This is a genomic window from Sphingomonas anseongensis (assembly GCF_023516495.1).
GTDB classification, from domain to species: Bacteria; Pseudomonadota; Alphaproteobacteria; order Sphingomonadales; family Sphingomonadaceae; genus Sphingomicrobium; species Sphingomicrobium anseongensis.
Window position 1 is genome coordinate 385,373 of record NZ_JAMGBC010000001.1, and the last position, 21,662, is coordinate 407,034.

The following is a 21,662-nucleotide window of genomic DNA, read 5'->3' on the forward strand; positions in this document are numbered from 1 at the left end:
TCCCTAAAGGCGCTGCCGAAGCTCGGAAATTTCCCAATAATCGTTGCGGCTGAACGGCAGCAGCGCCTTGAGCGCTGCAAAACTGCTCCTCCCCAAGGCCCGCCTGAGGCCGTCGAGCTCGGCAAAGGCGGAGCGGACTTCCGCTTCGTCGACCGATGCATCGCCCACCGCTTCTTCGATCAGGGTCTCTTCGGCTTGAACGACCAGCCAGGTCTGCAATTCCCAATATCGGCGCATTCGCTTCGCGGTCTCGGGGCCAAGCCGCTCCGCCAGCGCGGCGATCCTGCGGCCGGCGGGCGAATCCGGCCAGCTTCCTGCGCGAAGAGTCTCAAGCTGTGCCTGGTGAGCGGCGCATTCCGTTCGAAGCCAGCGTTCGGCTTCGGCGGCGCCGAATTGAAACACGGTCATGATTGCGATCGGCGCCAGGACCGCGGCGGCCATCATCGCGATCATGGGCTGATCCGGGAATTGGTTGAACGCCGTGTGGATCGCAACGGCGACCAGATAGCCGGGAAGGAACCATAAGAAGTTGAAGTTGAAATCCGTCGACGCCTCCCGGGTTTCCCGTTCGGCGAATTCGTGGGCGATTGCCGCGAGCATCGCCAGGGTCGATCCGTGCATCACCGCCGTTCCTAGACCCCGAACGAGCCACGTGCCGGTTCCGTACTGCGGGAAGATTGTGAGGTAGATAATGTTCTCGACGACTGAGAATCCGGCGCCGATGGCAAAGCCGGAGATCACCGCGTCGAGCTTGTAGCCGATCCGGTTGAACCGGAAGAGACCGATGATCACGAACGCCTTCAGCGCTTCCTCAATCCATGGCGCGACGAAACGGCTGTAGTTCGAAAAGCCGATCGGGAGGGTGTCGATGAAGCGGCCGCTGATCGGATAGGCGACGCCCGCCGCGACTCCGCCGAGTAGCAGCAGGAACAGGATCTCCCGAAATCTCATCAGCTTGAAGGCGTCGAGCCAGACGAACACCGCGAGCAGGATCAGCACCGGCACTAGCGCGAAGGCCCAGTGGGCGCTCTCGGCCAGGAACGGCGCCATCACATGATCTTCAGCGAAGCGAGCCACTCCGTCTTGCGATAGTGGCCGTCTTCAAACCCTGCGGCGGCACCGAAGGAGAGAACCATCGGCAGTCGCAACGCGACCGTGAAGTTGAGATCGAACTGCGCGCCGACGTCGCTGTAGGTGTGCTTGGTTCCGTCCTGGTTCTGCGCCGCCATGACTCCGACGAAGGCGGCAGGGCGGATGTGGCTGAGATAGAAAGACGGGGTGCCGAGTTCGGCGAAACGGATCGGTGGAAGGTTCACCTCACCGGTGACTCGCCCGAAGTGGCGAAGCGCCAGTTCGTCGATCTCGAAGCCGGGGAAGCTCTCCATCTCGCGGTATCTCTTCTCCGGCCGGTTATCGACATAGTTGTTCCGGAAAGCCCCGAAATAATAGGCTGCAAGCGGGTTGAGGTGCCGGCGGCCGCCGACCGTTCCCGCCGACGCATAGAGCCAGGCAGAACTGTTCGACCATGGCAAAGCCGTACCGAGATCGAAGCCGCCGTAGAGCCGCGGGAAGACGTGGCCCTCCGCCTCGTCACCGGCGGCTACGATGCGCGCTGCAAAGCCTTTCTCGTGGTCGACTCCGCCCAGTGCCTTCGTCGTATTGGTGTAGCGAAGCCCCATCTCGAAGCTTCGAAGGTTTTTCGGGCTAGCGATATTCTGCGCGCCGGGCAGCTGGTCGAGGCCGAAGAAAATGGAGGCTGACCCAAAGACGTCGAGTTGTCGCGGCGGATCGTAGATCAGCGGCTTGGTGTAGCTGGCGATGAAGGCGTCGCCCTTGCGGCTGCGGAGGACCGGCCCCGCGAGGTCGTAGATGTCGGACAGGTTGTGCCAGTAAGTCAGCTTCCAGTTGGGCGTCTGATACTCGACGTCGAAGTGGAATCGCTCGCTTCCGTCGACCTTGTCGAACGGCGACACGGCCGCATTGACGCTGAGCTGCCTGAACTGGAGCGGATCTGCGACGTGAATGTAATAGCCGAATGCCGGCGAACGGCCGTAGCCGGACACCATCGGATAATGGGCATCGAACCGCATCCGCTGGATCGGGATGTAGGACCCGCGCTGCGTGATCATCTGGTCGAGCGGGATCTTGGCCGGCGAGCCGACTCCCCATTCCTTCAGCTCAGGGCGAGCCTTGACCACTTCGCTTCCGAGGAAGCGTACGTTGGCTAGATCCTCGCGGACCTGCGGCTGGATGATCGACGGGTTGAAGCCATCGCCGGCATAGTCGTAGACGAACAATGATCCGTCGGGACGAAGCTGAGGCCGAAAGAAGCCGGTCGAGGCATTGGTCAGGACGTCATATTTCCCGCTTGCGATATCGAAACGGAAGACGTTGGAAACGCCCGTGTAATAAGAGTTTCCGAGAAGCGCCTTGCTGTCGGGCGTGAAGGTGAAATTTTCCGGCACCGAAGTGGGCAGCGAAAGCGTCGCGACCGGTTCGTCGGCATTGCCTTGCTCGAGATCGGAACGTTTCCAGACTTTGACCGACTGTTTGCCATCGATCGTGCTGTACGAGGCGGAAACGAGCTCGCCGTCGGGCGAGACGTCCAGGTCGAAGACGATCTCGCCATAGTGAAATGTCTTGAGCTGGTTGAAGCTCGAATAGGGCGCGGGGATCCTGACCAGAGTCACATAGCCGTTCTGGTGGCGGATCCCCCACAGGCTCTTGTCGACCTGGTTGAAGGCGAGGTCGCCGATGCGGGCGTCGTGGAGGAGTTGCCGCTTCTTCCCGGTGTCGACATCGATCGCATAGATGTCGCGGAAGGCGTAATTCTGGTTGGTGTAGAACGCCGTCCGCGCCGCTGGATCGTAGGCGACGCTCGTCACCTTGTAGAGCATCATCCCGTCGAGGTCGGTCAACGGCGTCACCTTGCCGTTCGAAAGGTCCATCTTTCCGAGAAATCCGATTCGTCCCGGATAGCGGAATGCGGCGATCAGGCTGTTCGTCTTGTCGTCGATGAACCCGCGCGACATGGAGCCGAGCCCGTGCGGCGAAAGGTGCTTCACGTCGGTCAGCGGATATTTGGCCAGCGCCGCCAAATTGTCTTGCTGGAACTTGCGCTCGAAGCCGATCCAGTCGTTCCAGACATCGTCCAGAGGGCGGCCGAACACATGCTTGAACTGGGCCGCATAATAAGCCTTGGAATCCTCCGACCGGCGAAGCCATTCGACCGTCCGGTCGACGCCGTAGGTCAGCGCGAGATAGGAAAAGAAGCGGGTGCCGTAGAGGTAGGAATTGGCGCCGACCTGAAAGTCGACCTGTGTGCCTTCGCTCTCGAGCCCCAGCGGCGAGAAGATCCTGAGGTCGTCACGGATCTTCGCCCGCCAGACCATCTCGTCATAGCCGCCCTGCGCCCTGCCGAGTCCGCCCGCCATCCATGTTTCGAAGAAGACGGCGCTTCCCTCCATGTACCAACGCGGCGTCAGGTTCCGCGGGCTGGTCAGGAAGTTGTAGAGGATCGATTCCGGGTGCTTCTGCAGCGGCACCGGCTTGCCGCCGAGGAAGCGGCGCCAGAACGCGTCGCGGCTGTTCCACACGTCGATCGCCGCGACATGGGCAAGCTCGTGATTGGTGAGAGTGAAGAACCGTTCTCCCGGCGAGAAGGTCTCCATCGACAGCGAAAGCGGCGCGACGTCGAGCAGCACCATGTTGCTCGGGCTCGCGAGAGCCGCGGCGTTTCCATAGTCGGAGAAATCCTTGAGCAGGATCGTCGTCCGGCTCCACGGCTTCCAGTGGAATTGCTTCTCGTGGAAGGCGAGCGCGTTCTCGAACGCCCGTCCGAGATAAGGCGCCAAATAGGTCTGGACCGGGTCGATGTAGAGCAGCGACAGGTTGTCGGTTTCCAGCGTCGATAGATGGAATCCCGAAGCGTCCTGCGGGACATGCTCTGGGCTGGTTTGCTCAGGTGCGTTGGGCTTGGTCGGCGCCGGAGTTACAGGCTCGCTCGGCGGCTGCCCCTCCGGAGTGGGAGGAACAGCGTCCGGCTTTTCGATCTGGGTGGTGGTGTCGGTCGGCGGCGGAGGTGGGGGTTGCTTGGACGGCGTCTGCGCAGCAAGCGCGCTGCTCGATCCCGCAAGAAGGAGCGCCAGCTTGCAACGGGCAAGCCGGCGCCCATTCGACCATTCAACCCCCATGTACGGCCCCCCAGCCGCTCAGCTTAGTTGGCTTGCGATTGTGACACGCCAGCCTGGTTTAACGCAGCCGAGAAGCTTGGGTTGGCCATCAACGCGGCCAGGTTCGGCTGTGCAGCAAGCGCGGACAGGGCCTTCGGATTGGCCGCAAGAGCCGCCATCGCCGCCGAGTTCTGGCTGACCGCTGCGAACGCCTTGGGGTTGGCCATCATCGCCGAGAACGCTTGCGGGTTCGCCAGAACGGCCTGCGATGCCGCAGCGTTGAACTGGCTTGCCGCCGCCGCTGACGCGACCAGAGAATGAGCGTTGAGCGCCTGGAGCGCTTGCGAAGCCTGGCCGAGCGCCGCTGCATTGTTGGCCATGTTCGAGAAGGCCGACGCATTGTTGGCGATTCCCGAAAGCAGCTGCGGGTTCAGCTGGCTCGCATTCGACGCAAGGCTTGCGAACGCCAGCGCCTGGTTGCCCATCGCGGAGAACACCCGCGGATCGGCCTGGAGCGCTTGCATTGCCTTGTTGTCCGCAGCGAGTTGCTGGAACGCGACGGCGTTACGCGCCATATGGGCATTGCTCGCGGCCTTCGATGCGGCGTCGCGGAACGCATTGGCGTTGTTCGCGAAGCTGCTGAACGATGACGCATTCGCCATGATCGCAGCCAGTGCCTGCGGATGGCTAGCAAGCGCGGCAAACGCATTTGAATGGGCCGCGATTGCCGCCAGTGCTTTAGGTTGCGCTGCAAGCGCCGAGAAAGCCGACGGGTTGGCAGCGAGCGCAGACATTGCCGCGTTCGATACACCGAGCGACTGCAGCTGATGGGCTGCTGCGGCTGCACTGCTGATCGCCGCCGACAGCGCCTGCTGGTGGCCCGACAGCGCCTTGAACGAAGCCGCATTGGCAGCAAGCGCACTGAAAACTCTCGGATCCGCCTGGAGCGCCTGCATCGCCTTGCTGTTTCCGGCAAGCTGCTGGAAGGCGGACGCACTGTTCGCCATCTGCGCATTGCTTGCAGCTTTCGACGCCGCATCGCGGAACGCGTTGGCGTTGTTTGCGAAGTTGCTGAAGGCTGACGCGTTGGACAGGATTGCTGCGAGCGCCTGCGGCTGCGAGGCGAGGGCCTGCATTGCCGCCGGATGGCTTGCAAACGCGCTAAGCAGCGCTGCGCTGGCCTGGTGAGCCTGCGGTGCCAAAGCGGACGCGTTGCGTGCCGCATTCGCCACTCCGGCAAAGGCCGAAGGGTTGGCGGCGAGCGCGCTGAACGCTTTCGGGTTGGCCATCAATGCAGCCATCACCTGCGGCTGTCCGGCGAGAGCCTGGAAGCCGGGGCTTGCGGCCAGCGCCCGGAAATTCGGGTCGTGAACGACAAGCTCGAAGGCGTCGGTCTGCATCAATTCCGGCACCGACGTGTCGCCAAGAGTGACGTCCGCTTCGGTGACCTGCGCTGATTGATACCGATCGGCAGGCGCGATCGTGCCGGCGCTAGGGCCAAGCGGCGGATAGACTCGCCCGAGCCCGTAGGCTCCGACTGCGACGAAAAGAATCGCCGCTCCAGACATTAAGTATTTGCGATTGTTGGCCGTGGTCCCGGTCATGGCGCAACTCCCCTGTAGTCAACCGGAATTGGTTAACCGGACAGAGGTATCACCAGTTAAGGCAGAGTCAACCAAGTCCCCGACGCCGGCGCCGACGACGAAACAGGAATCCGCCAAGTCAAAAAGATTTGCTCCCAAGTTCTCAATAATAACGAAAGTTAAGACGCTTAGATCGTTGGATTCATTCGGACTCTTGTCTGCCCGCCACTGTTTCGGACCGGGGGTCGACTATCTGTCGATAGGTGAATCCTGAACAGCAATTGCGCTGTAAGGACTTGAGACAGATTAGAAATCGGGCTTGTGACGAGCTGGTTAAGCTGCTCTAAACCCAGCGTTCGCGCGAGCGAAACGCACCTTGGGGGAGGGGCCGCCCCGAAATGCTTCGACTGGTTGACGGGAATAGCGCCGACAGCGGCAGCAGCGGTTTGCGCCATTTGCTGACCGGCCTTCTATTGTCGTCCCTGAGCATCTCCGCGCCGACTGGAGCAGGGGCCCAGGTCTCGCGCCAGGTCGTTCTTCCAACCCGTGAAGAAGTGACCCGGCCCAAAGCTCCTCAAGTTCGTGAGACCGGGGCGCAATTACAGGTCGAAGGCGGGCTGGAACGTGCGCCGTGCGCGCTCGATAGCCCGGAGTTCAAGGATGTCCGCTTCACTTTCCGCGGTGCAGAGATCGAGGGGCTGAAAGGCCTTTCCCCGAGCGAACTTGCGCCGGCTTATGCGGATATGATCGGCAAGGAACAGCCGATTTCGACGGTATGCGACATTCGCGACCGCACAGCGGCGATCTTGCGTAGCGCCGGCTATATTGCGTCAGTCGAAGTGCCTGAGCAGCGAATCACCGATGGAGTTGTTCGCTTCAAGGTGACTATGGCGCACCTCGGCCAGGTGCGCGTGCGCGGAAGTGCTACCGGGGCTGAACGAGTCATCGCGGCCTACCTCAGTGCGCTGACGGAGCAGCCGGTCTTCAACCGCTATGCCGCGGAGCGCTATCTGCTGCTGGCAAGCGATCTGCCGGGCTATACGGTGCGGATGACATTGCGTCCGGCGGGGACGACGCCGGGCGAGGTGCTCGGAGACGTCACCGTCCAGCGTACCCCGATCTACGTCGACTCCAATATCCAGAACGGCGGATCGAACGAAGTCGGTCCGTGGGGGGCGTTGGTCCGGGCACAATTCTACGGCCTGACTGGACTTGCTGACCGGACGACCGTTGCGGCGTTCACTACCGCCGATTTCGACGAGCAGCAGACGCTCCAGGTCGGCCATGACATGCGGCTTGGCGCTGACGGCCTCGGGCTCGGCGGCGAGTTCACTTATGCCTGGGCGCATCCGACGATTCCGACGCCCAACACCAACGTTCGTGCCCGAACGCTGCTTGCGACTCTCCACGCCGATTACCCGATCATCCGCACCTTGCCGCGCACGTTGCGCGCATCGTTCGGAATGGATTTCATCAACCAGACGGTCGATCTCAATTTAAAGGTCCTGACGAGGGATCGCTTGCGCGTTGGGTTCCTCCGGCTCGCCTTTGACGCTCTGAACACCAACTTCTCGGAAGGCCGCTCCCAGACGGAGCCACTGTGGCGCGTCAACAGTCTCCTGGAGCTACGCAAGGGCCTGGATATCCTGGGTGCAACCGACCCGTGCGGGCCGAAGGCGGTTAATTGCCTCGGCCCAAAGGGCGTAGCTCCAAGCCGGGTCGAGGGCCTCGCGACGGCAGCGGTGGTGAGGGCCCTGCTGTACGGCGAGTACCGGCCCATTCCCAAGCTGACCTTCGCGCTCGGAGGCCGGGCGCAATATGCATGGGATCCTCTGCTCAGCTTCGAGGAATTCTCCGCCGGCAACTACACCGTTGGACGCGGCTACGACCCCGGAGTGCTGCTCGGCGACCGCGGATGGGGGACCCAGGCGGAAATCCGGATAGGCAGCACCATCCCAGCGAGCGCCCGCAAGGCCGGCGTCGAAGGCTATGTATTCTGGGATCACGCGAGGGTCGGCAACCTCGATCGCCTCGCGCCGGAGATTATCGGGTCCAGGCACCTCAATTCAGTGGGCGCGGGCGCCCGGGTCAGCTTCGCCCGATTCTGGCTCGACGCAAACATCGCGGTGCCTTTAACCCGCGTGGGACCTTTCGCCCGCAAGGGTGACCCCCGGATCCTGATCTCGCTGTCGTCGAGGCTCTGGCCGTGGACCTACGAATGAGACGGGCAGGGCGCCTGGGGCTCATGGAGGGCTGGATGCGAAAGACTGGTCTTGCGCTCGCTTGCACGCTTTGGGCTGTTGTCGCGCCCGCGACCGGCGCTCCGGTTAGCGTCCGCGACAGCTTCAGGATCGGCACCACGGGATCGAGCTATTGCTCGGCGCAGCCGGTTTCGAACGACCCGGCTCTCGCGGGCATGTTCGACTCCGGCTATTCGGTGACGTGCCGCGATGCGGCGCTCCCTGTCGGCAAGCTTTACCATTTGCGCGCTGAGGGCGACCCTGCATCGAGGCTGGCGGCAGCCCGAAGCCGGGAAGTCAGGTGCGGCACTGCGCATGCCGGCACGCTTGAAGACCTCGGCACGGTTGAGGTCATCGACTGCAAGCTCGCCGACGCAGACATCGACTACCGCGTTTACCAGTTTCGTCGCGGCAGGGGTTTTTTCAGCGCCGAAGGGCTCGCGGGCTATGAAAGCGCGCTCGAGCTGGGGCTGAGAAGCATCGTCGCCGACAGGCCAGTCGTCGGCGAAGTGTCTATTGCGACGACCGGCGCCGGCGACCCTGCGGCCTTCGCCCGCGTGCAGGCGGGGACATTGGATCCCACTCGCGCGCTGGCGGAAGCCTATCGCCGCAACAATGTTGGCAGCTACGCGGATGCCGCGGAATTCTTCGCCGCCGTCGGAAGTGCAGGCGATGGCCCGATCAGCCGAGCCGAGGCCGTCATCAACGAGGCCTTGCAGAAATCGAACCTCGGCCGCTTCGCGGAAGCGGACAATTTGTTTTCGCGCGCGGAGGGGCTGGTTCGCGGCGACCCGCTCGATGGGCGCCGACTGCGCAACTACCGGGCCATGCACCTGCTCAACCAGGGGCAGTCCGCGGAAGCGCTCAAGGAGCTCGATAAGCCGGTCCCCGCTTTCGCGTCGGCTGCTGCGCCAGGCTCGGGCCGGTCACTCGAAATCGATGTCGCGACCGCCAAGCGGCTGAATTCCGAATCCAATGTCGGCGAGCAGCTGGGAACGTCTTCCGACCAGCTCCTCCCCGAGGAGAAGGCCGAGATCCTCGACGGACAGGCGCTCCAGCTCCGCGGCACCTCGCTCCGGCTCGGCGGCGACTATGCCGCCGCGACCCAGTCGCTCCAGAATGCCGACACGAAGCTGCAGGCGGTCCGCGGTGGACGAGTGGCTTCGATCGCCTGGATGCGCGCGCAGATCGCCGGCGATCTCGGGGCGATCGCCGAGCAGACCGGCAATCCATCAGAAGCCGAGCGGCTCTACCGCGACGGCGTCACGATCCTTGAAGTGAATTATCCGGGCTCGGCGGCTTTGCTGAACGCACGCGCCCGGCTCGCTGGTTTCCTCGCTCGCTCCGGCCAGCCCGCGGCGGCTGAGACCATGTTCCGCGACATCGTCCATTCGCAGGCGGACGCCAACAACCTGCCCCCGTCCTTCGCCCGGGTCCTTCGGCCCTATGTCGATATTCTGCTGGAGAAGACTGGAGACGCCACAACGACAGCGGAAATCTTCGCCGCAAGCCAGTTGATGATGCGTCCGGGCCTTGCCCAGACGCAGGCGGTGCTTGCGCGCGAGCTTAGCGGCGGGACCGACGAGGCTTCGCGCCTGTTCCGCCAAGCGGTGACACTGACTCGGCAGGTGGAGCGGACCCGGATCGCGCTCGCCCACATGCAGGACCTGCCACATCCCTCGCCGCAGGAGCTGGTTCGAATGAAGGCTCTGACCGCGGACCTCGACAGCGCGAGCAAGAGCGAAGTCGCGACCCAGGCCTCGCTCGCCGGCTACCCCCGCTACCGCGCAGTTTCCAGCGGCGTGCTGTCGCTCGCTGATCTTCAGAAGGCGCTGCGGCCCGGCGAAGCTTATTATCGGATGACCATCGTCGACGATAATATCTATGCGTTGCTGGCGAGCCCCACGTCCGCGCGAGCCATGAAGCTGGGACTCACTGCGAAGGATCTGGACGACCAGGTCAGCTCGCTTCGCGACACCATCTCGACGATCGAGAAGGGGCAGCAGGTCACCTATGCTTATGACGTCGCTTTGGCGCACAAGCTGTACACCGAGCTGTTCGGGCCCGTTGACGGCGATCTCAAGGACGTCCGGCATCTGATCTTCGAGCCGGACGGCGGAATGCTTCGCATGCCTCCGAACCCGCTCGTCGTCGATCAGGCCTCGGTGGATCTCTACGCCGCGCGAGTGAAGGCGGATCCGAACGCCGACTTCGACTTCACCGGGATCAAATGGTTCGGGCGCGACCGCGACATCAGCACGGCAGTGTCACCGCTTTCCTTCGTCGAGCTCCGGCAAGCTCCGCCTGCGTCCGGTTCGAAGCAATATCTGGGGCTTGGCCACAACTCCTTGCCGGCCCAGGGCGCCGACGCGGCTCAGTCGGCCGCGGACCGCGATTGCGTTCTTCCGCTGGCGTCGTGGAACCGCCCGATTTCGGACCGCGAGCTTCACATAGCCGGCGACATCTTGTCGAAGATCGACGCGAAAGGCGTACAGATCGTCACCGGCGATGCGTTCACCGACACCGCGATCGAAGCCCGCAAGGACCTCGACCAATATCGCATCATCCACTTCGCCACTCACGGAGTGGTGACTGCCGCTCGCCCGAAGTGCCCGACCCAGCCCGCGCTCCTGACCAGCTTCGGTGGAAGCGGATCGGACGGCCTGCTGACGTTCCGCGACATCTTCGACCTGGACCTCGACGCCGACATCGTCATCCTTTCGGCCTGCGACACCGCCGGCAAGGCGACGGCGCTCGCGACTCAGAGCGCGGGCCTCGCCACCGGCGGCGACGTCGCGCTCGACGGCTTGGTTCGGGCCTTCGTCGGCGCCGGGGGCCGCCTGGTGGTCGCGAGCCACTGGGCCGTGCCCGACGACTTCAATGCGACGCAGCGGCTGATGACGGGAATCTTCACCTCCCCGCCTGGTACGCCGACCGTCACCGCGCTTCGCGTGTCCGAGCAAAAGCTGATGGACGACGTAAACACGTCGCATCCGTTTTATTGGTCGGCGTTCGCTGCGGTTGGTGACGGTGAGATCCCGATCATCAGGACAAAGTCGCAGGTCGCTCAGAAGCCCTGACGGGCCGGCGAAGCTTAGTCGCTGGGGTTCTGGTCGCCGCAGCGGCAGCTGCTCACCCGCGCATGGCGGGCCGGCACCTTGGCGGCATCGCTTGCTTCGGGCTGTTGGCGCTGTTCAGCAGGGGCGGACACTACCACCGCGTCGGCTGCGGCCATGACGGCGGCCGGGGCGCGATCTGCTGGCTGCTCGGCCTTGGCGACGGTCGCCTTGGGAGGCTCGGCGGCCGCAACCGCGGAAACCAGCGAAATCCCGACTGCAATCGATACCAGACGAGCGCTCATGCCGCTCTCCTTCGCAAAGCGGCTCAAGCATGCGCTGAAAGCGGTTACCGATTTCTAAACGAGCGTCCGGATTTCCTGAGGGCGCAGCCTTGCTGTTCCCTCAGACCACGGCCGCGATTATCGTCACTGAAATCGCAAAGCACAGGATTAGGAATGGCAGAAGCAGGATAAGGATCGTCGCTTCAACGCTGGTCGAATGGCCAGTGGCCGTCGCAATCCCCTTCTCGCGAAAGACAGGCCAGTCGAGAGCCTTCGTGCGACTGAGGCTGCGCCCTACACGCGAGAACAGCGCCGGCACGAGGAAATAGGCGGTCAGGAAGGCGAAGATGACGCCATAGGAAACCGACATGTCGGAGCGGAATGCGAAAGCGAGCACGCCAATGAAGCCAGCGAACATCAGGCCCATGGCGATGTAGATTTCAGTCGGCACTTCGAAGCTCTGGTCATTGCAGGCACGAACGGTGGGTGCCGAAACCAACTCATTTCGGGCACTAAGAACCTTCAGACGTACGCGACTTGTCATGTCTATTTCCCCATCCAGCGACAATCGAGCGGATGAGGTGCCCGGCACGGGCGCCAGCAGTAATCCGTAATTTTACGAGGGTGCGTTACCGCTGCTGTGCAGCGAAAATGATGCGGAGTGCCTCTGATAGGCTGCGAACTCCAAGCTTGGTCATCAGGTTGGCGCGATGGATCTCAACCGTTCGAGGGCTGATGCCGAGATCGAACGCGATCGTTTTGTTGGGCAACCCCTTGGCCAGACCTTCGAGCACTTCGCGCTCGCGAGCGGTGAGGGCGTTCAACTTGGTGACCGCGGCGTCCGCACGGTCTCTGCTTTCTGTCGCTCGGCGGAGCCGGTCGAAGCTGTGGTCGATAGCTTCCAGAAGCACCCCTTTCTCGAACGGTTTTTCGATGAAGTCGACTGCGCCGGCCTTCATTGCCTGCACCGCCAAGGTGACGTCCCCGTGACCCGTCATGATGACCACGGGCAGGCTTACCCCTCTTTTCGCGAGTTCAGCCTGGACCTGAAGTCCATCCATGCCGGGCATCCGAATGTCCAACAGCACACAGCCGGGCGCAGCAGGGAGCGATTTCAGGAGTTCAACGCCGCTTTCATATGTGCGGACTTCGTAGCCGGAGGTCTTGAGCATGAAGCCGACCGACCGGCGAATGGCGCCATCATCGTCTACCAGATGGACGAGGCGAGTGTCGTCGGAGTTCATGCGTTCGCTCTTCCACTTGGCAGGGTAAAATGGAAAGCCGTCCCGCCTGACTTGGGTTGCTCGAACCAGATCCGGCCGCCGTGGGCTTCGACTATCGTTCTGCAGATCGAAAGGCCAATTCCCATGCCGTTCGACTTGGAGGTCACAAACGGCTGGAAGAGCTGGGCAGCAATCGCCTCGCTGATTCCGCTCCCGCTGTCCTCCACGGTGATTCGAACCTGATTGCCTTCCGGCCGCGTGCGAATGACAAGCAATTTCGCCGGGCCTTCCAGCATCGCATCGATAGCGTTGCGGATCAGGTTCACCATCACCTGTTGAATTTGAATCCGGTCAACCATCACGAGGTCGGCTGCAGGAGACAGTGACAATTGCACGTCGATTCCGTGCTCCCGAGATCCCACGAGCGCGAGGGCATTCGCCTCGTTGATGAGCTGCTGCAGGCTCTCCACGCGGCGCTCGATTTCGCCGCGACTCATGAAATCCCGGAGCCGGCGAACGATCTGGCCTGCTCTGACGGCCTCGTTGGCAGCCTCTCCCATGGCCTCTCGAACGGTTGCCAGGGTCTCTTCGTCGCTGCTCGCTCCGAGTAAGTCGCGCGCCGTTTCACAATAAGCGGAGAGGGCTGTCAGCGGCTGGTTAAGTTCGTGCGCGAGCGACGACGCCAGGGTTCCCATTTCGCTCAGGCGCCCGACGTGCGCGAGTTCCGACTGGAGGTCCTGGAGACGCAGCAAAGTTTGCTGCCGCTCCGTGAGGTCACGCATGAAGCCGGTGAAAATGCGCCGCGACCCCAGCCACGCTTCCCCTACCGCCAACTCGATTGGAATGGTGTTTCCGTCGCGATGGAGGGCCGTGGTTACCCTGCCGATGCCAATGATCTTCCGCTGCCCCGTTCGAAGATAATTCTCGAGATACTGGTCGTGCCGCTCGCGATCGGGCGAAGGCATGAGCATGCTGACGTTCTGGCCCACGACGTCCTGCTCGCGATAACCGAACATTTTTTCCGCGGCAGCGCTGAAGGACAAGATCAGACCGACTTCATCGATCACAACCATCGCGTCGGGAACAGTCGCCAGAATCGAGCGAAGATGAGACTCCGCTTCGGGAGGTGCTTCGGAAGACGGCTCGTTCATCAGGTGGGTCATAGCAATTCGACGGCGTAATGGCAGTTTCGATCCCGACGGACGGCTAGGATACTTACGTATGCAACCGCGCCGGCCTGGTCGATATTCACGGCCCAATGATCGAAGCAGCAAATGGCCCGGAAGACTCAGAAAAGGCAGACCTCGTTCGCCGCCTTGCCCGCTATCGTCGCCGTGTCGAGGCTGAGGGGCGCGTTCGCTCTGTAAAGCTGATCGATCACGCAATCAGGGATAGCTCGAAAAACCTCGAGGATACCTAGAGTGCGAATTGCGAGCAGCCTATCCAAGTACCCCATTTGCGATGGATCAATACCGAATATGTTGTGATCCGTAACCTCCTCACCACAAAATGTGGGAGGGTGGAATGTTCTTCGACGTGGCGCTGGCGGAAGAAATCTGGACCGCGAAGTACCGGTTCCAGACGAGCGCTGGCGAAGGCGATGACAGCTTTGCGGCGACTGCCGCTCGTGTGGCGAGAGCAGTCGCGGCACGAGAGTCGCCCGAATGCCGAAGCTCGTGGGAAACTCGCTTCCGCGACGCGATCCAGGACTTCCGGTTCATCCCCGCCGGCCGGGTTCTCGCCGGCGCAGGTACGGATCGCGCAGTTACACTGTTCAACTGCTTCGTGATGGGCACGATCCCCGACAGTCTGGACGGTATCTTCGAGCATCTGAAACAGGCGGCGCTGACCATGCAACAGGGAGGCGGCGTCGGAATGGACTTCTCGACCGTTCGTCCCCGCGGTGCGCTGGTGAAGGGCGTAGCCGCCGACGCCTCCGGTCCCCTTACGTTCATGGACTGCTGGGATTCGATGTGCCGGACCGTCCATTCGGCGGGACAGCGGCGCGGAGCGATGATGGGGTGCCTTCGTATCGATCATCCCGACATCGAAGCGTTCATCGATGCGAAGCGCGACCCCGCCCGCTTTCGCAACTTCAACGTGTCGGTGCTTGTGACAGATGCATTCATGGCCGCGCTTGGAAGCGATTCCGACTGGCCCCTGACGTTCGGCGGCGAGACGATCAGAACGGTGCGTGCGCGCGAGCTTTGGGAAAAGCTGACACGCGCGACCTACGATGTCGCGGAGCCCGGGGTGATCTTCGTCGATCGAGTGAATGCCCAGAACAATCTGGCCCATTGCGAGACGATCAGCGCAAGCAATCCATGCGGCGAGCAGATGCTTCCGCCATATGGCGCTTGCTTGCTCGGCTCCATCAATCTTGCGCGGCTGGTCGAGCGGCCGTTCGAGGAGGGTGCACAGCTCGACGAAAAGCAGCTGGGGGAGCTGACGCGCACAGCCGTCAGAATGCTCGACAATGTCATCGACATCTCACGCTATCCACTGCCGGAGCAGGAGGAGGAAGCGAAAGCGAAGCGGCGAATCGGTCTTGGAATTACGGGCTTGGCCGACGCACTCCTCTTCTGCGGCGCGGCCTACGGGGGCAGCGACGCCGTGGCATTGACCCGCAGCTGGCTCGGCACAATCAAGCGCGAGGCCTATCGCGCCTCGGCCGAGCTCGCCGCTGAGAAGGGGCCGTTTCCCCTTTACGACAAGTCGATGCTCGACCGTCCGAATCTGGCTTCGCTGGACGAAGAGACGCGCGCTCTCGTCGCCAAGCATGGCCTTCGCAACGGCTGCCTTACTTCGATCGCGCCGACGGGCACGACCTCGCTTCTCGCCGGTAACGTCAGTTCCGGCATCGAACCGGTCTTCGCCTTCTCCTACACGCGCAAGATCCGCCGGCCCGACGGCACGACGCGCGAGGAGAAGGTCGAGGATTTTGCCATTCGCGAGTGGCGCCGGCTGAAGGGCGACGCACCCCCGCCGCCGGAGCTTTTCGTAAGCGCTCAGACTCTATCGCCCTCAGATCACCTCACCATGCAGGCCGCCGCCCAGGCTCTGATCGACAGCTCCATCTCCAAGACGGTCAACTGTCCTGAGGAGATCAGCTTCGAGGACTTCGCCGACATTTACGTCGAAGGCTATCACCTCGGCTGCAAGGGCCTGACCACATACCGCCCCAATGCGGTCACCGGGTCGGTTCTGAGCGTCGCCGAAACGAAGGCATCGAGCAATGAGGAAGTGCTCGAGCCTCGCGCCGAGCAGCTGCACGGCACGACCTACAAGCTCAAATGGCCGGAGAGCCCGCATGCGGTCTACATCACGATCAACGACCTCGACCAGGATGGCGAGAGGCGCCCGTTCGAGATGTTCATCAACTCCAAGAACATGGAGCATTACGCCTGGACGCTTGGTCTAACGCGGATGGTGTCCGCAGTGTTCAGGAGAAGCTCCGACGTTGCGTTCGTAGCCGAGGAGCTGAAGGCGGTTTTCGACCCGCGCGGAGGCGCGTGGATGCAGGGCCGCTACGTCCCCTCGCTTCTCGCGGCCATCGGCGACATCGTCGAGCGGCACCTTGGCGGGCTGGGGCCCCAGCTAGTCGAAGCCGGTGGATTCGAAGCGGCTTCGGCAAAGCCGATGCCGCAATGTCCGCAATGCGGAGCGTCGGCGCTGGTGAAGGTCGAGGGCTGCAACAACTGCCTGGAGTGCGGCTATTCCAAATGCGGTTGAGCTAGACCGCAGTGACGTGGGTGGCGGTCGAGGAGGGCAGGTAGGTATCGAACGCGGCAGCGACTGTCCGGACCAGGGGCCGGCCTTCGTCCGTCACCTCGATCCGATTGCCGGAGCGTCGGATGAGGCCATCCTTTTCGAGCTGGTCGAGGGGAGCGTCGACGGATGCGACGTCAGCCCGGTAACTGCACATCAACTGCTCGATGACCTCGGCGCGCCGGATGTCCTCCGGCGTGGTCATGCAACCCCGAACCGTCGCCAGCCGCCCCTCCGCTATCCGCCTTTCATAATCCGGGATCTTGGTCGCATTCTGAACGAATCCCTCCGAAAGGTGTCCGATCGCGGACGCTCCGAAGCCGATCAGGCTGGCACATTTGTCGGTGGTATATCCCTGGAAGTTGCGGCGTAGGGTGCCCTGCTCGGCAGCAACGGCCAGCGTGTCACCTGGCAATGCGAAATGATCGATCCCGATTTGTCGATAGCCTGCGCTCGTAAGCGCGCGGGCGATGGCACTGGCCTGCGCTTGGCGCTCCGCCGCGCCCGGCAGCGCGTGCTCGCTGATCTTGCGTTGATGGGCCTTGAAGGACGGGACATGCGCATAGCCGAACACCGAAAGCCTGTCCGGCTGCAGCCTCAACGCGTGCTCAACCGTATCCAGGCATGAAGCCACCGTTTGGAACGGGAGCCCGTAGATCAGGTCGAGGTTGACCGCTGGAATGCCCGATGTGCGCAACATCGTCACAGCCGCATCTGTGGTGGAGAAACTTTGAACCCGATTGATGGCCTGTTGGACAATTGGATCGAAGCTTTGCACGCCCAGGCTGGCGCGGTTGACCCCGGCCAAGCCCAGCGCGCGTGCCAGCTGATACGTCAAGGTCCGCGGATCCACCTCGACGGCATTTTCGGCGCAATGGTCAATGCGGAAGGCTGCCTCGACCGCTTCGCGGAGTTTGGCCACATCCGCAGGCGTGAGCAGTGTCGGCGAGCCGCCTCCCCAGTGAAGGTGGCCGACTGTCGGCCGCGATCTCATCCGCTCCGAAACAAGCTCGATCTCGCGGACAAGCGTATCGACATAGCGGCTTACAGGCGCCTGCCGGCGGGTTACCGTCGTGTGGCAGGCGCAATACCAGCACATCTGCCTGCAGAAAGGGACGTGCAGGTAGACGGAAATTCTCGAGCCTTCGCCAATTGATCGGAGCCAGGACCCGTATATGGTTCCATCCACCCCGGCGGAGAAGTTGGGAGCCGTTGGGTAGCTCGTGTATCGCGGCACGGGCATTTGGGCGTACCGAGCATAGGTTTCCGGAGAAATCATGTCCGTAAAGCTACGGATCAAAAGCCGGCTTTCGTTGATGTACATCACTCAAGGTGGAAGCGCTGCTGCTAGGCGCTCGGCGGAAGCGAGTGGTGAACGATAGCGTGGCGCTCCCAGGACCGATGATCGACAGTTTCGGCCGCAAGATCACTTACGTTCGGCTTTCCGTCACCGATCGCTGTGACCTGCGGTGTCGTTACTGCATGGCCGAAAAGATGACCTTCCTGCCCCGCAGTGAAGTGCTGACGCTGGAGGAACTGGCGCAGCTGGCCGACCTTCTCATTGGCCGGGGCGTTCGCAAGATTCGGCTGACGGGTGGTGAGCCTTTGGTGCGCAAGGGCGTCGAGCATCTCGTCGCCGATCTCGGCACACGGGTCGGCATGGGACTCGACGAGCTGACGATGACGACGAACGGAACTCAGCTCCCCCGATACGCCCGTTTGCTGTCTGATGCGGGGATACGTCGCATCAATGTCAGCCTCGACAGCCGCGATCCCGAACGCTTCCGCTACATCACCCGCCGCGGCGACCTCGACCAGGTCCTTCGTGGCATCGACGCGGCTGCCGAAGCGGGCTTGAAGATCAAGATCAACATGGTCGCCCTCAAGAACATCAACGAGCATGAAATAGAGCCCATGCTGGTCTGGTGCAGCGAGCAGGGGTTCGATCTGACGCTGATCGAAACCATGCCCTTGGGAAATGTCGAGGAAGATCGGACGACACATTACTTGCCGCTGAGCGACGTCAAGACGCGGCTCGATCGGGAATTCACGCTTGTCCCATCGTTTGCACGCACCGGGGGTCCGGCTCGCTACTGGGAGATTGACGGTCTCGGCGTGAGGCTGGGGATGATCACGCCTCTCACCAACAATTTCTGCGACGGCTGCAATCGGATCCGAATTTCAGCGACGGGCACTGTTTACGGCTGCCTCGGGCACGATCAGAAGGTCGAGCTTCGCGAGGCGTTGCGCTCGGGAAGTCAGGACCTCGTCGACGAGGCCCTCGACAAGCTGCTCAAGGGCAAGCCGCGGAAGCATGAATTTGCAATTCGGGCTGGAGAGGCGCCGGCGGTGGCGCGACACATGAGCGTAACGGGTGGCTGACAGGTGAGTCGCAAATGATCTGCATCATCGCCTCCGACCGTCAGGACTGGCAGAGCCAGGGCCAGGAAGCGGTCCCGTTCAGCCCGAGCCCGACTTCCGCAGAGGTTTTGGCCCATCCCCTCAGCCTCTGCAATGAGCCCCGGCCACCCAATGGCCCGGGGCTCTTTTTTTACTGCCGCCATGTGCGTTCCGGGAGAGGGACGAATTCATGAACGCCAATAAGAGCGACCGCGTAACCGAGGGCGCGGGCCAGGCACTCTGGACGAGCACGATCGCGTTCACGGTCTGCTTTGCCGTCTGGACGATCTTCTCGATCATCGGCCTCGGCGTTAAGGACCAGCTCGGTCTCTCTGAGACAGAATTCGGGCTGCTCGTCGGAACGCCCATCCTCACAGGCTCGGTGACTCGAGTCCTGCTCGGTGTTTGGGCCGACCAGTTCGGCGGTCGTCGGGTTTTTGCCGCGGTGATGATCGTCGCTTCCGTCGCGACTTTCCTGACATCCTTTGCGGATACCTACATCGAGTTGCTTGTCGCGGCTCTAGGTGTCGGCATCGCCGGCGGCTCCTTCTCAGTGGGCGTCACGTACGTTTCCAAATTCTATCCTGGAGAGAAGCAGGGAACGGCGCTTGGTATCTTCGGCGCAGGCAATGTCGGTGCTGCCGTCACCAAATTCCTTGCGCCGTTTGTCATGGTCGCAGCGGGTTGGCAGTCGGTCGCGCAACTGTGGGCGGCGGCGCTGCTGGTCACGTCGCTGCTGTATCTGGTGCTGACCAAGGAAGATCCGGAGCAGACGGCGAGGAAGCGCGAAGGCCGCAAGGCGGAATCAATCGGAAGCCAGCTTTCAGTATTGAAGAACCTGCAGGTCTGGCGGTTTGCGCTCTATTATTTCTTCGTCTTCGGAGCGTTCGTGGCCCTCGCGCTGTGGCTGCCTCACTACCTGATGGGCGTCTACCATCTTGATGTGAAGTCGGCCGGCATGCTTGCCGCTTTCTACTCGGTGCCAGCGAGCCTTTTCCGCATTTACGGCGGCAAGCTTTCCGATCGCTACGGCGCGCGATCGGTGATGTACGTCACCTTTGGCGTCTCGGTCCTTACGACCTTCATGCTGTCCTATCCGCCGACGACTTATATTGTCGAAGGCATCCGCGGCCCGATCACGTTCCACACCGAAATGGGCCTCGTGCCCTTCCTGGTCACGATATTCGTGCTCGGTTTCTTCATGAGCCTCGGCAAGGCCGCGGTCTTCAAACACATCCCTTCTTACTATCCGAATCACGTAGGCGCCGTCGGGGGCCTCGTCGGCATGGTCGGCGGGCTTGGCGGATTCATCCTTCCGCTCGCCTTTGGCGCCTTGCTCGATGTCACTGGAGTATGGACCAGCTCCTTCGTCCTTCTCTTCGTCCTCGTCAGCATCGCCCTCGTGTGGATGCAGGCAGCTATTCGCTACATGGAGCGGGCCGCCGAGAAGAAGGGTGCAGCGGCCCAGGTTCCCGAGCTGCCGGAAATGCGCGGGCTCGGGGAGGCGGGCATCAAGATCCCGCCGCGCCGCGCCGGACCGATCGCTGATTGGCGACCGGAGGAGCCGGGCTTCTGGGAGAGCGGCGGTCGTGCAGTCGCTCGCCGCAACCTTTGGGTTTCCACCTATTGCCTGCTGCTTTCCTTCGCCGTGTGGATGGTGTGGAGCGTCGTCGTTGCGCGGCTTCCGGCCATCGGGTTCGACTTCACTACGGACCAGCTATTCTGGCTCGCCGCGCTTCCTGGACTGTCCGGCGCGACGCTGAGGATTTTCTACGCGTTCCTGGTGCCGATATTCGGCGGCCGGCTGTGGACGACGCTGTCGACCGCCTCTCTGCTCATCCCGGCGTTCGGCATCGGTTATGCGGTGCAGGAGCCGAGCACGCCCTACCTGATGTTCGTGGTGCTTGCATTGCTCTGCGGGTTCGGCGGCGGAAATTTCGCGTCGTCGATGGCCAACATCAGCTTTTTCTTCCCGAAGGCTGAAAAGGGGAATGCCCTGGCGATCAATGCAGGCTTGGGGAATCTCGGCGTCAGCGTGATGCAATTCCTGGTTCCGGTCGTGATCACGATGGGACTCTTCGGCGCGCTCGGCGGGCAGGCGCAGACCGCTGCAGACGGAACGCAGGTCTGGATGCAAAATGCCGGTTTCGTTTGGGTGCCGTTGATCATCATCGGCACGCTCGCCGCCTGGTTCGGAATGAACGACATATTGTCCGCGCGTGCTTCGTTTGCGGATCAGTCGTCGATTTTCGGACGCGTCCATACGTGGATCATGTGCTGGCTCTACACCGGCACGTTCGGAACCTTCATTGGGATGTCGGCTGGTTTCCCCCTGCTTGCGAAGCTCGTGTTCCCCGAAAGGAATGCGCTCGCTTATGCGTTCGTCGGGCCGCTCATCGGAGCGCTCTCGCGCGCGGGCAGCGGCTGGATCGCCGACCGAGTCGGCGGCGCGCGAGTCACATTCTGGGTCTTCGTCGTGCAAATTGCCGCCGTCGCGGGAATGCTGTGGTTTCTCGACGCCCACAGTTTCGCTGGCTTCTTTGCAATGGTCCTTTTGCTGTTCTTCGTCAGCGGCATCGGCAATGCTTCCACCTTCCAGATGGTGCCTTCGATCATGCGCGCCGAAGTGGACCGGGCGGAGCGCGGGGCTGCCGAGGGCGACCGGCGCCTTCAGGCAGAAAGGGAGTCGGCGGCGGTCATCGGATTCACCTCCGCGATCGCGGCCTTCGGCGCTTTCTACATTCCAAAGGCCTACGGCTCGTCGATCGAGTTGACCGGAACCGCCGATGCGGCGCTGTGGGGCTTCATTATCTTCTACCTGAGTTGCGCGGGGCTAACATGGATCGCCTACACCGGGCCGCGCGGACTCTTTCGGAACCTGGAGCGCGCGCTTGCGTCTCAATCAACAACGGCTGTTACTGCCTGAGCGGGGAACA

At 62.4% G+C, this 21,662-nt stretch carries 13 protein-coding genes; 5 read left to right on the forward strand and 8 right to left on the reverse strand.

What is annotated here, in order from left to right; all coding sequences use genetic code 11:
* Positions 1-3: 3 nt before the first annotated feature.
* Genes LZ519_RS02020 through LZ519_RS02030 form a run of 3 tightly spaced genes read right to left on the reverse strand, consistent with a single transcriptional unit; the run spans position 4 to position 5,776 of the window.
* Positions 4-1,077, reverse strand: coding sequence for a PrsW family intramembrane metalloprotease (locus LZ519_RS02020; RefSeq protein ID WP_249867071.1), 1,074 nt, complete (start codon positions 1,075-1,077; stop codon positions 4-6).
* A complete protein-coding gene (locus tag LZ519_RS02025; RefSeq protein WP_249867072.1) occupies positions 1,050-4,193 on the reverse strand; it encodes a WD40 repeat domain-containing protein in 3,144 nt (1,047 codons plus the stop codon). The genes LZ519_RS02020 and LZ519_RS02025 overlap by 28 nt, the downstream gene beginning before the upstream one ends.
* A gap of 23 nt (positions 4,194-4,216) precedes the next feature.
* Entirely contained in the window at positions 4,217-5,776 is a 1,560-nt protein-coding gene (locus tag LZ519_RS02030) for a hypothetical protein (RefSeq protein WP_249867073.1), read from the reverse strand.
* Positions 5,777-6,153: 377 nt separating this feature from the next.
* Between LZ519_RS02030 and LZ519_RS02035 the strand changes: the two genes are divergently transcribed.
* Positions 6,154-7,977, forward strand: a complete 1,824-nt coding sequence (locus tag LZ519_RS02035; protein ID WP_249867074.1) for a ShlB/FhaC/HecB family hemolysin secretion/activation protein — start codon at positions 6,154-6,156, stop codon at positions 7,975-7,977.
* A gap of 35 nt (positions 7,978-8,012) precedes the next feature.
* Entirely contained in the window at positions 8,013-11,075 is a 3,063-nt protein-coding gene (locus LZ519_RS02040; RefSeq protein ID WP_249867075.1) for a CHAT domain-containing protein, read from the forward strand.
* Between the two features lie 14 nt (positions 11,076-11,089).
* Here LZ519_RS02040 and LZ519_RS02045 read toward each other — a convergent pair whose 3' ends face one another.
* From LZ519_RS02045 to LZ519_RS02060, 4 genes are all read right to left on the reverse strand, one after another.
* Positions 11,090-11,356: a hypothetical protein gene (locus tag LZ519_RS02045; RefSeq protein WP_249867076.1), complete on the reverse strand. Its 267-nt coding sequence runs from the start codon at positions 11,354-11,356 to the stop codon at positions 11,090-11,092.
* 100 nt (positions 11,357-11,456) lie between these two features.
* Positions 11,457-11,786, reverse strand: coding sequence for a hypothetical protein (locus LZ519_RS02050; RefSeq protein ID WP_249867077.1), 330 nt, complete (start codon positions 11,784-11,786; stop codon positions 11,457-11,459).
* A gap of 178 nt (positions 11,787-11,964) precedes the next feature.
* Positions 11,965-12,579, reverse strand: a complete 615-nt coding sequence (locus tag LZ519_RS02055) for a response regulator transcription factor (RefSeq protein ID WP_249867078.1) — start codon at positions 12,577-12,579, stop codon at positions 11,965-11,967.
* On the reverse strand, positions 12,576-13,817 hold the full coding sequence (locus tag LZ519_RS02060) for a PAS domain-containing sensor histidine kinase (protein ID WP_249867079.1): 1,242 nt from the start codon (positions 13,815-13,817) through the stop codon (positions 12,576-12,578). The genes LZ519_RS02055 and LZ519_RS02060 overlap by 4 nt, the downstream gene beginning before the upstream one ends.
* Before the next feature lie 265 nt (positions 13,818-14,082).
* Here LZ519_RS02060 and LZ519_RS02065 point away from each other — a divergent pair, with 265 nt between their 5' ends.
* Positions 14,083-16,290, forward strand: a complete 2,208-nt coding sequence (locus LZ519_RS02065) for an adenosylcobalamin-dependent ribonucleoside-diphosphate reductase (protein ID WP_249867080.1) — start codon at positions 14,083-14,085, stop codon at positions 16,288-16,290.
* Between the two features lies 1 nt (position 16,291).
* Here LZ519_RS02065 and hemN read toward each other — a convergent pair whose 3' ends face one another.
* Positions 16,292-17,650 carry an oxygen-independent coproporphyrinogen III oxidase gene (gene hemN, locus LZ519_RS02070; RefSeq protein ID WP_348539372.1) on the reverse strand — a complete coding sequence of 453 codons (1,359 nt, stop codon included), beginning with the start codon at positions 17,648-17,650 and terminating at the stop codon, positions 16,292-16,294.
* A 77-nt stretch (positions 17,651-17,727) separates the two neighbouring features.
* Between hemN and moaA the strand changes: the two genes are divergently transcribed.
* Together moaA and LZ519_RS02080 are read left to right on the forward strand one after the other, a co-directional pair.
* On the forward strand, positions 17,728-18,708 hold the full coding sequence (moaA, locus tag LZ519_RS02075; protein ID WP_249868835.1) for a GTP 3',8-cyclase MoaA: 981 nt from the start codon (positions 17,728-17,730) through the stop codon (positions 18,706-18,708).
* A 208-nt stretch (positions 18,709-18,916) separates the two neighbouring features.
* Complete coding sequence (locus LZ519_RS02080; RefSeq protein WP_249867082.1) at positions 18,917-21,652, forward strand: nitrate/nitrite transporter; 2,736 nt, start codon at positions 18,917-18,919, stop codon at positions 21,650-21,652.
* The last annotated feature ends 10 nt before the right edge of the window (positions 21,653-21,662 follow it).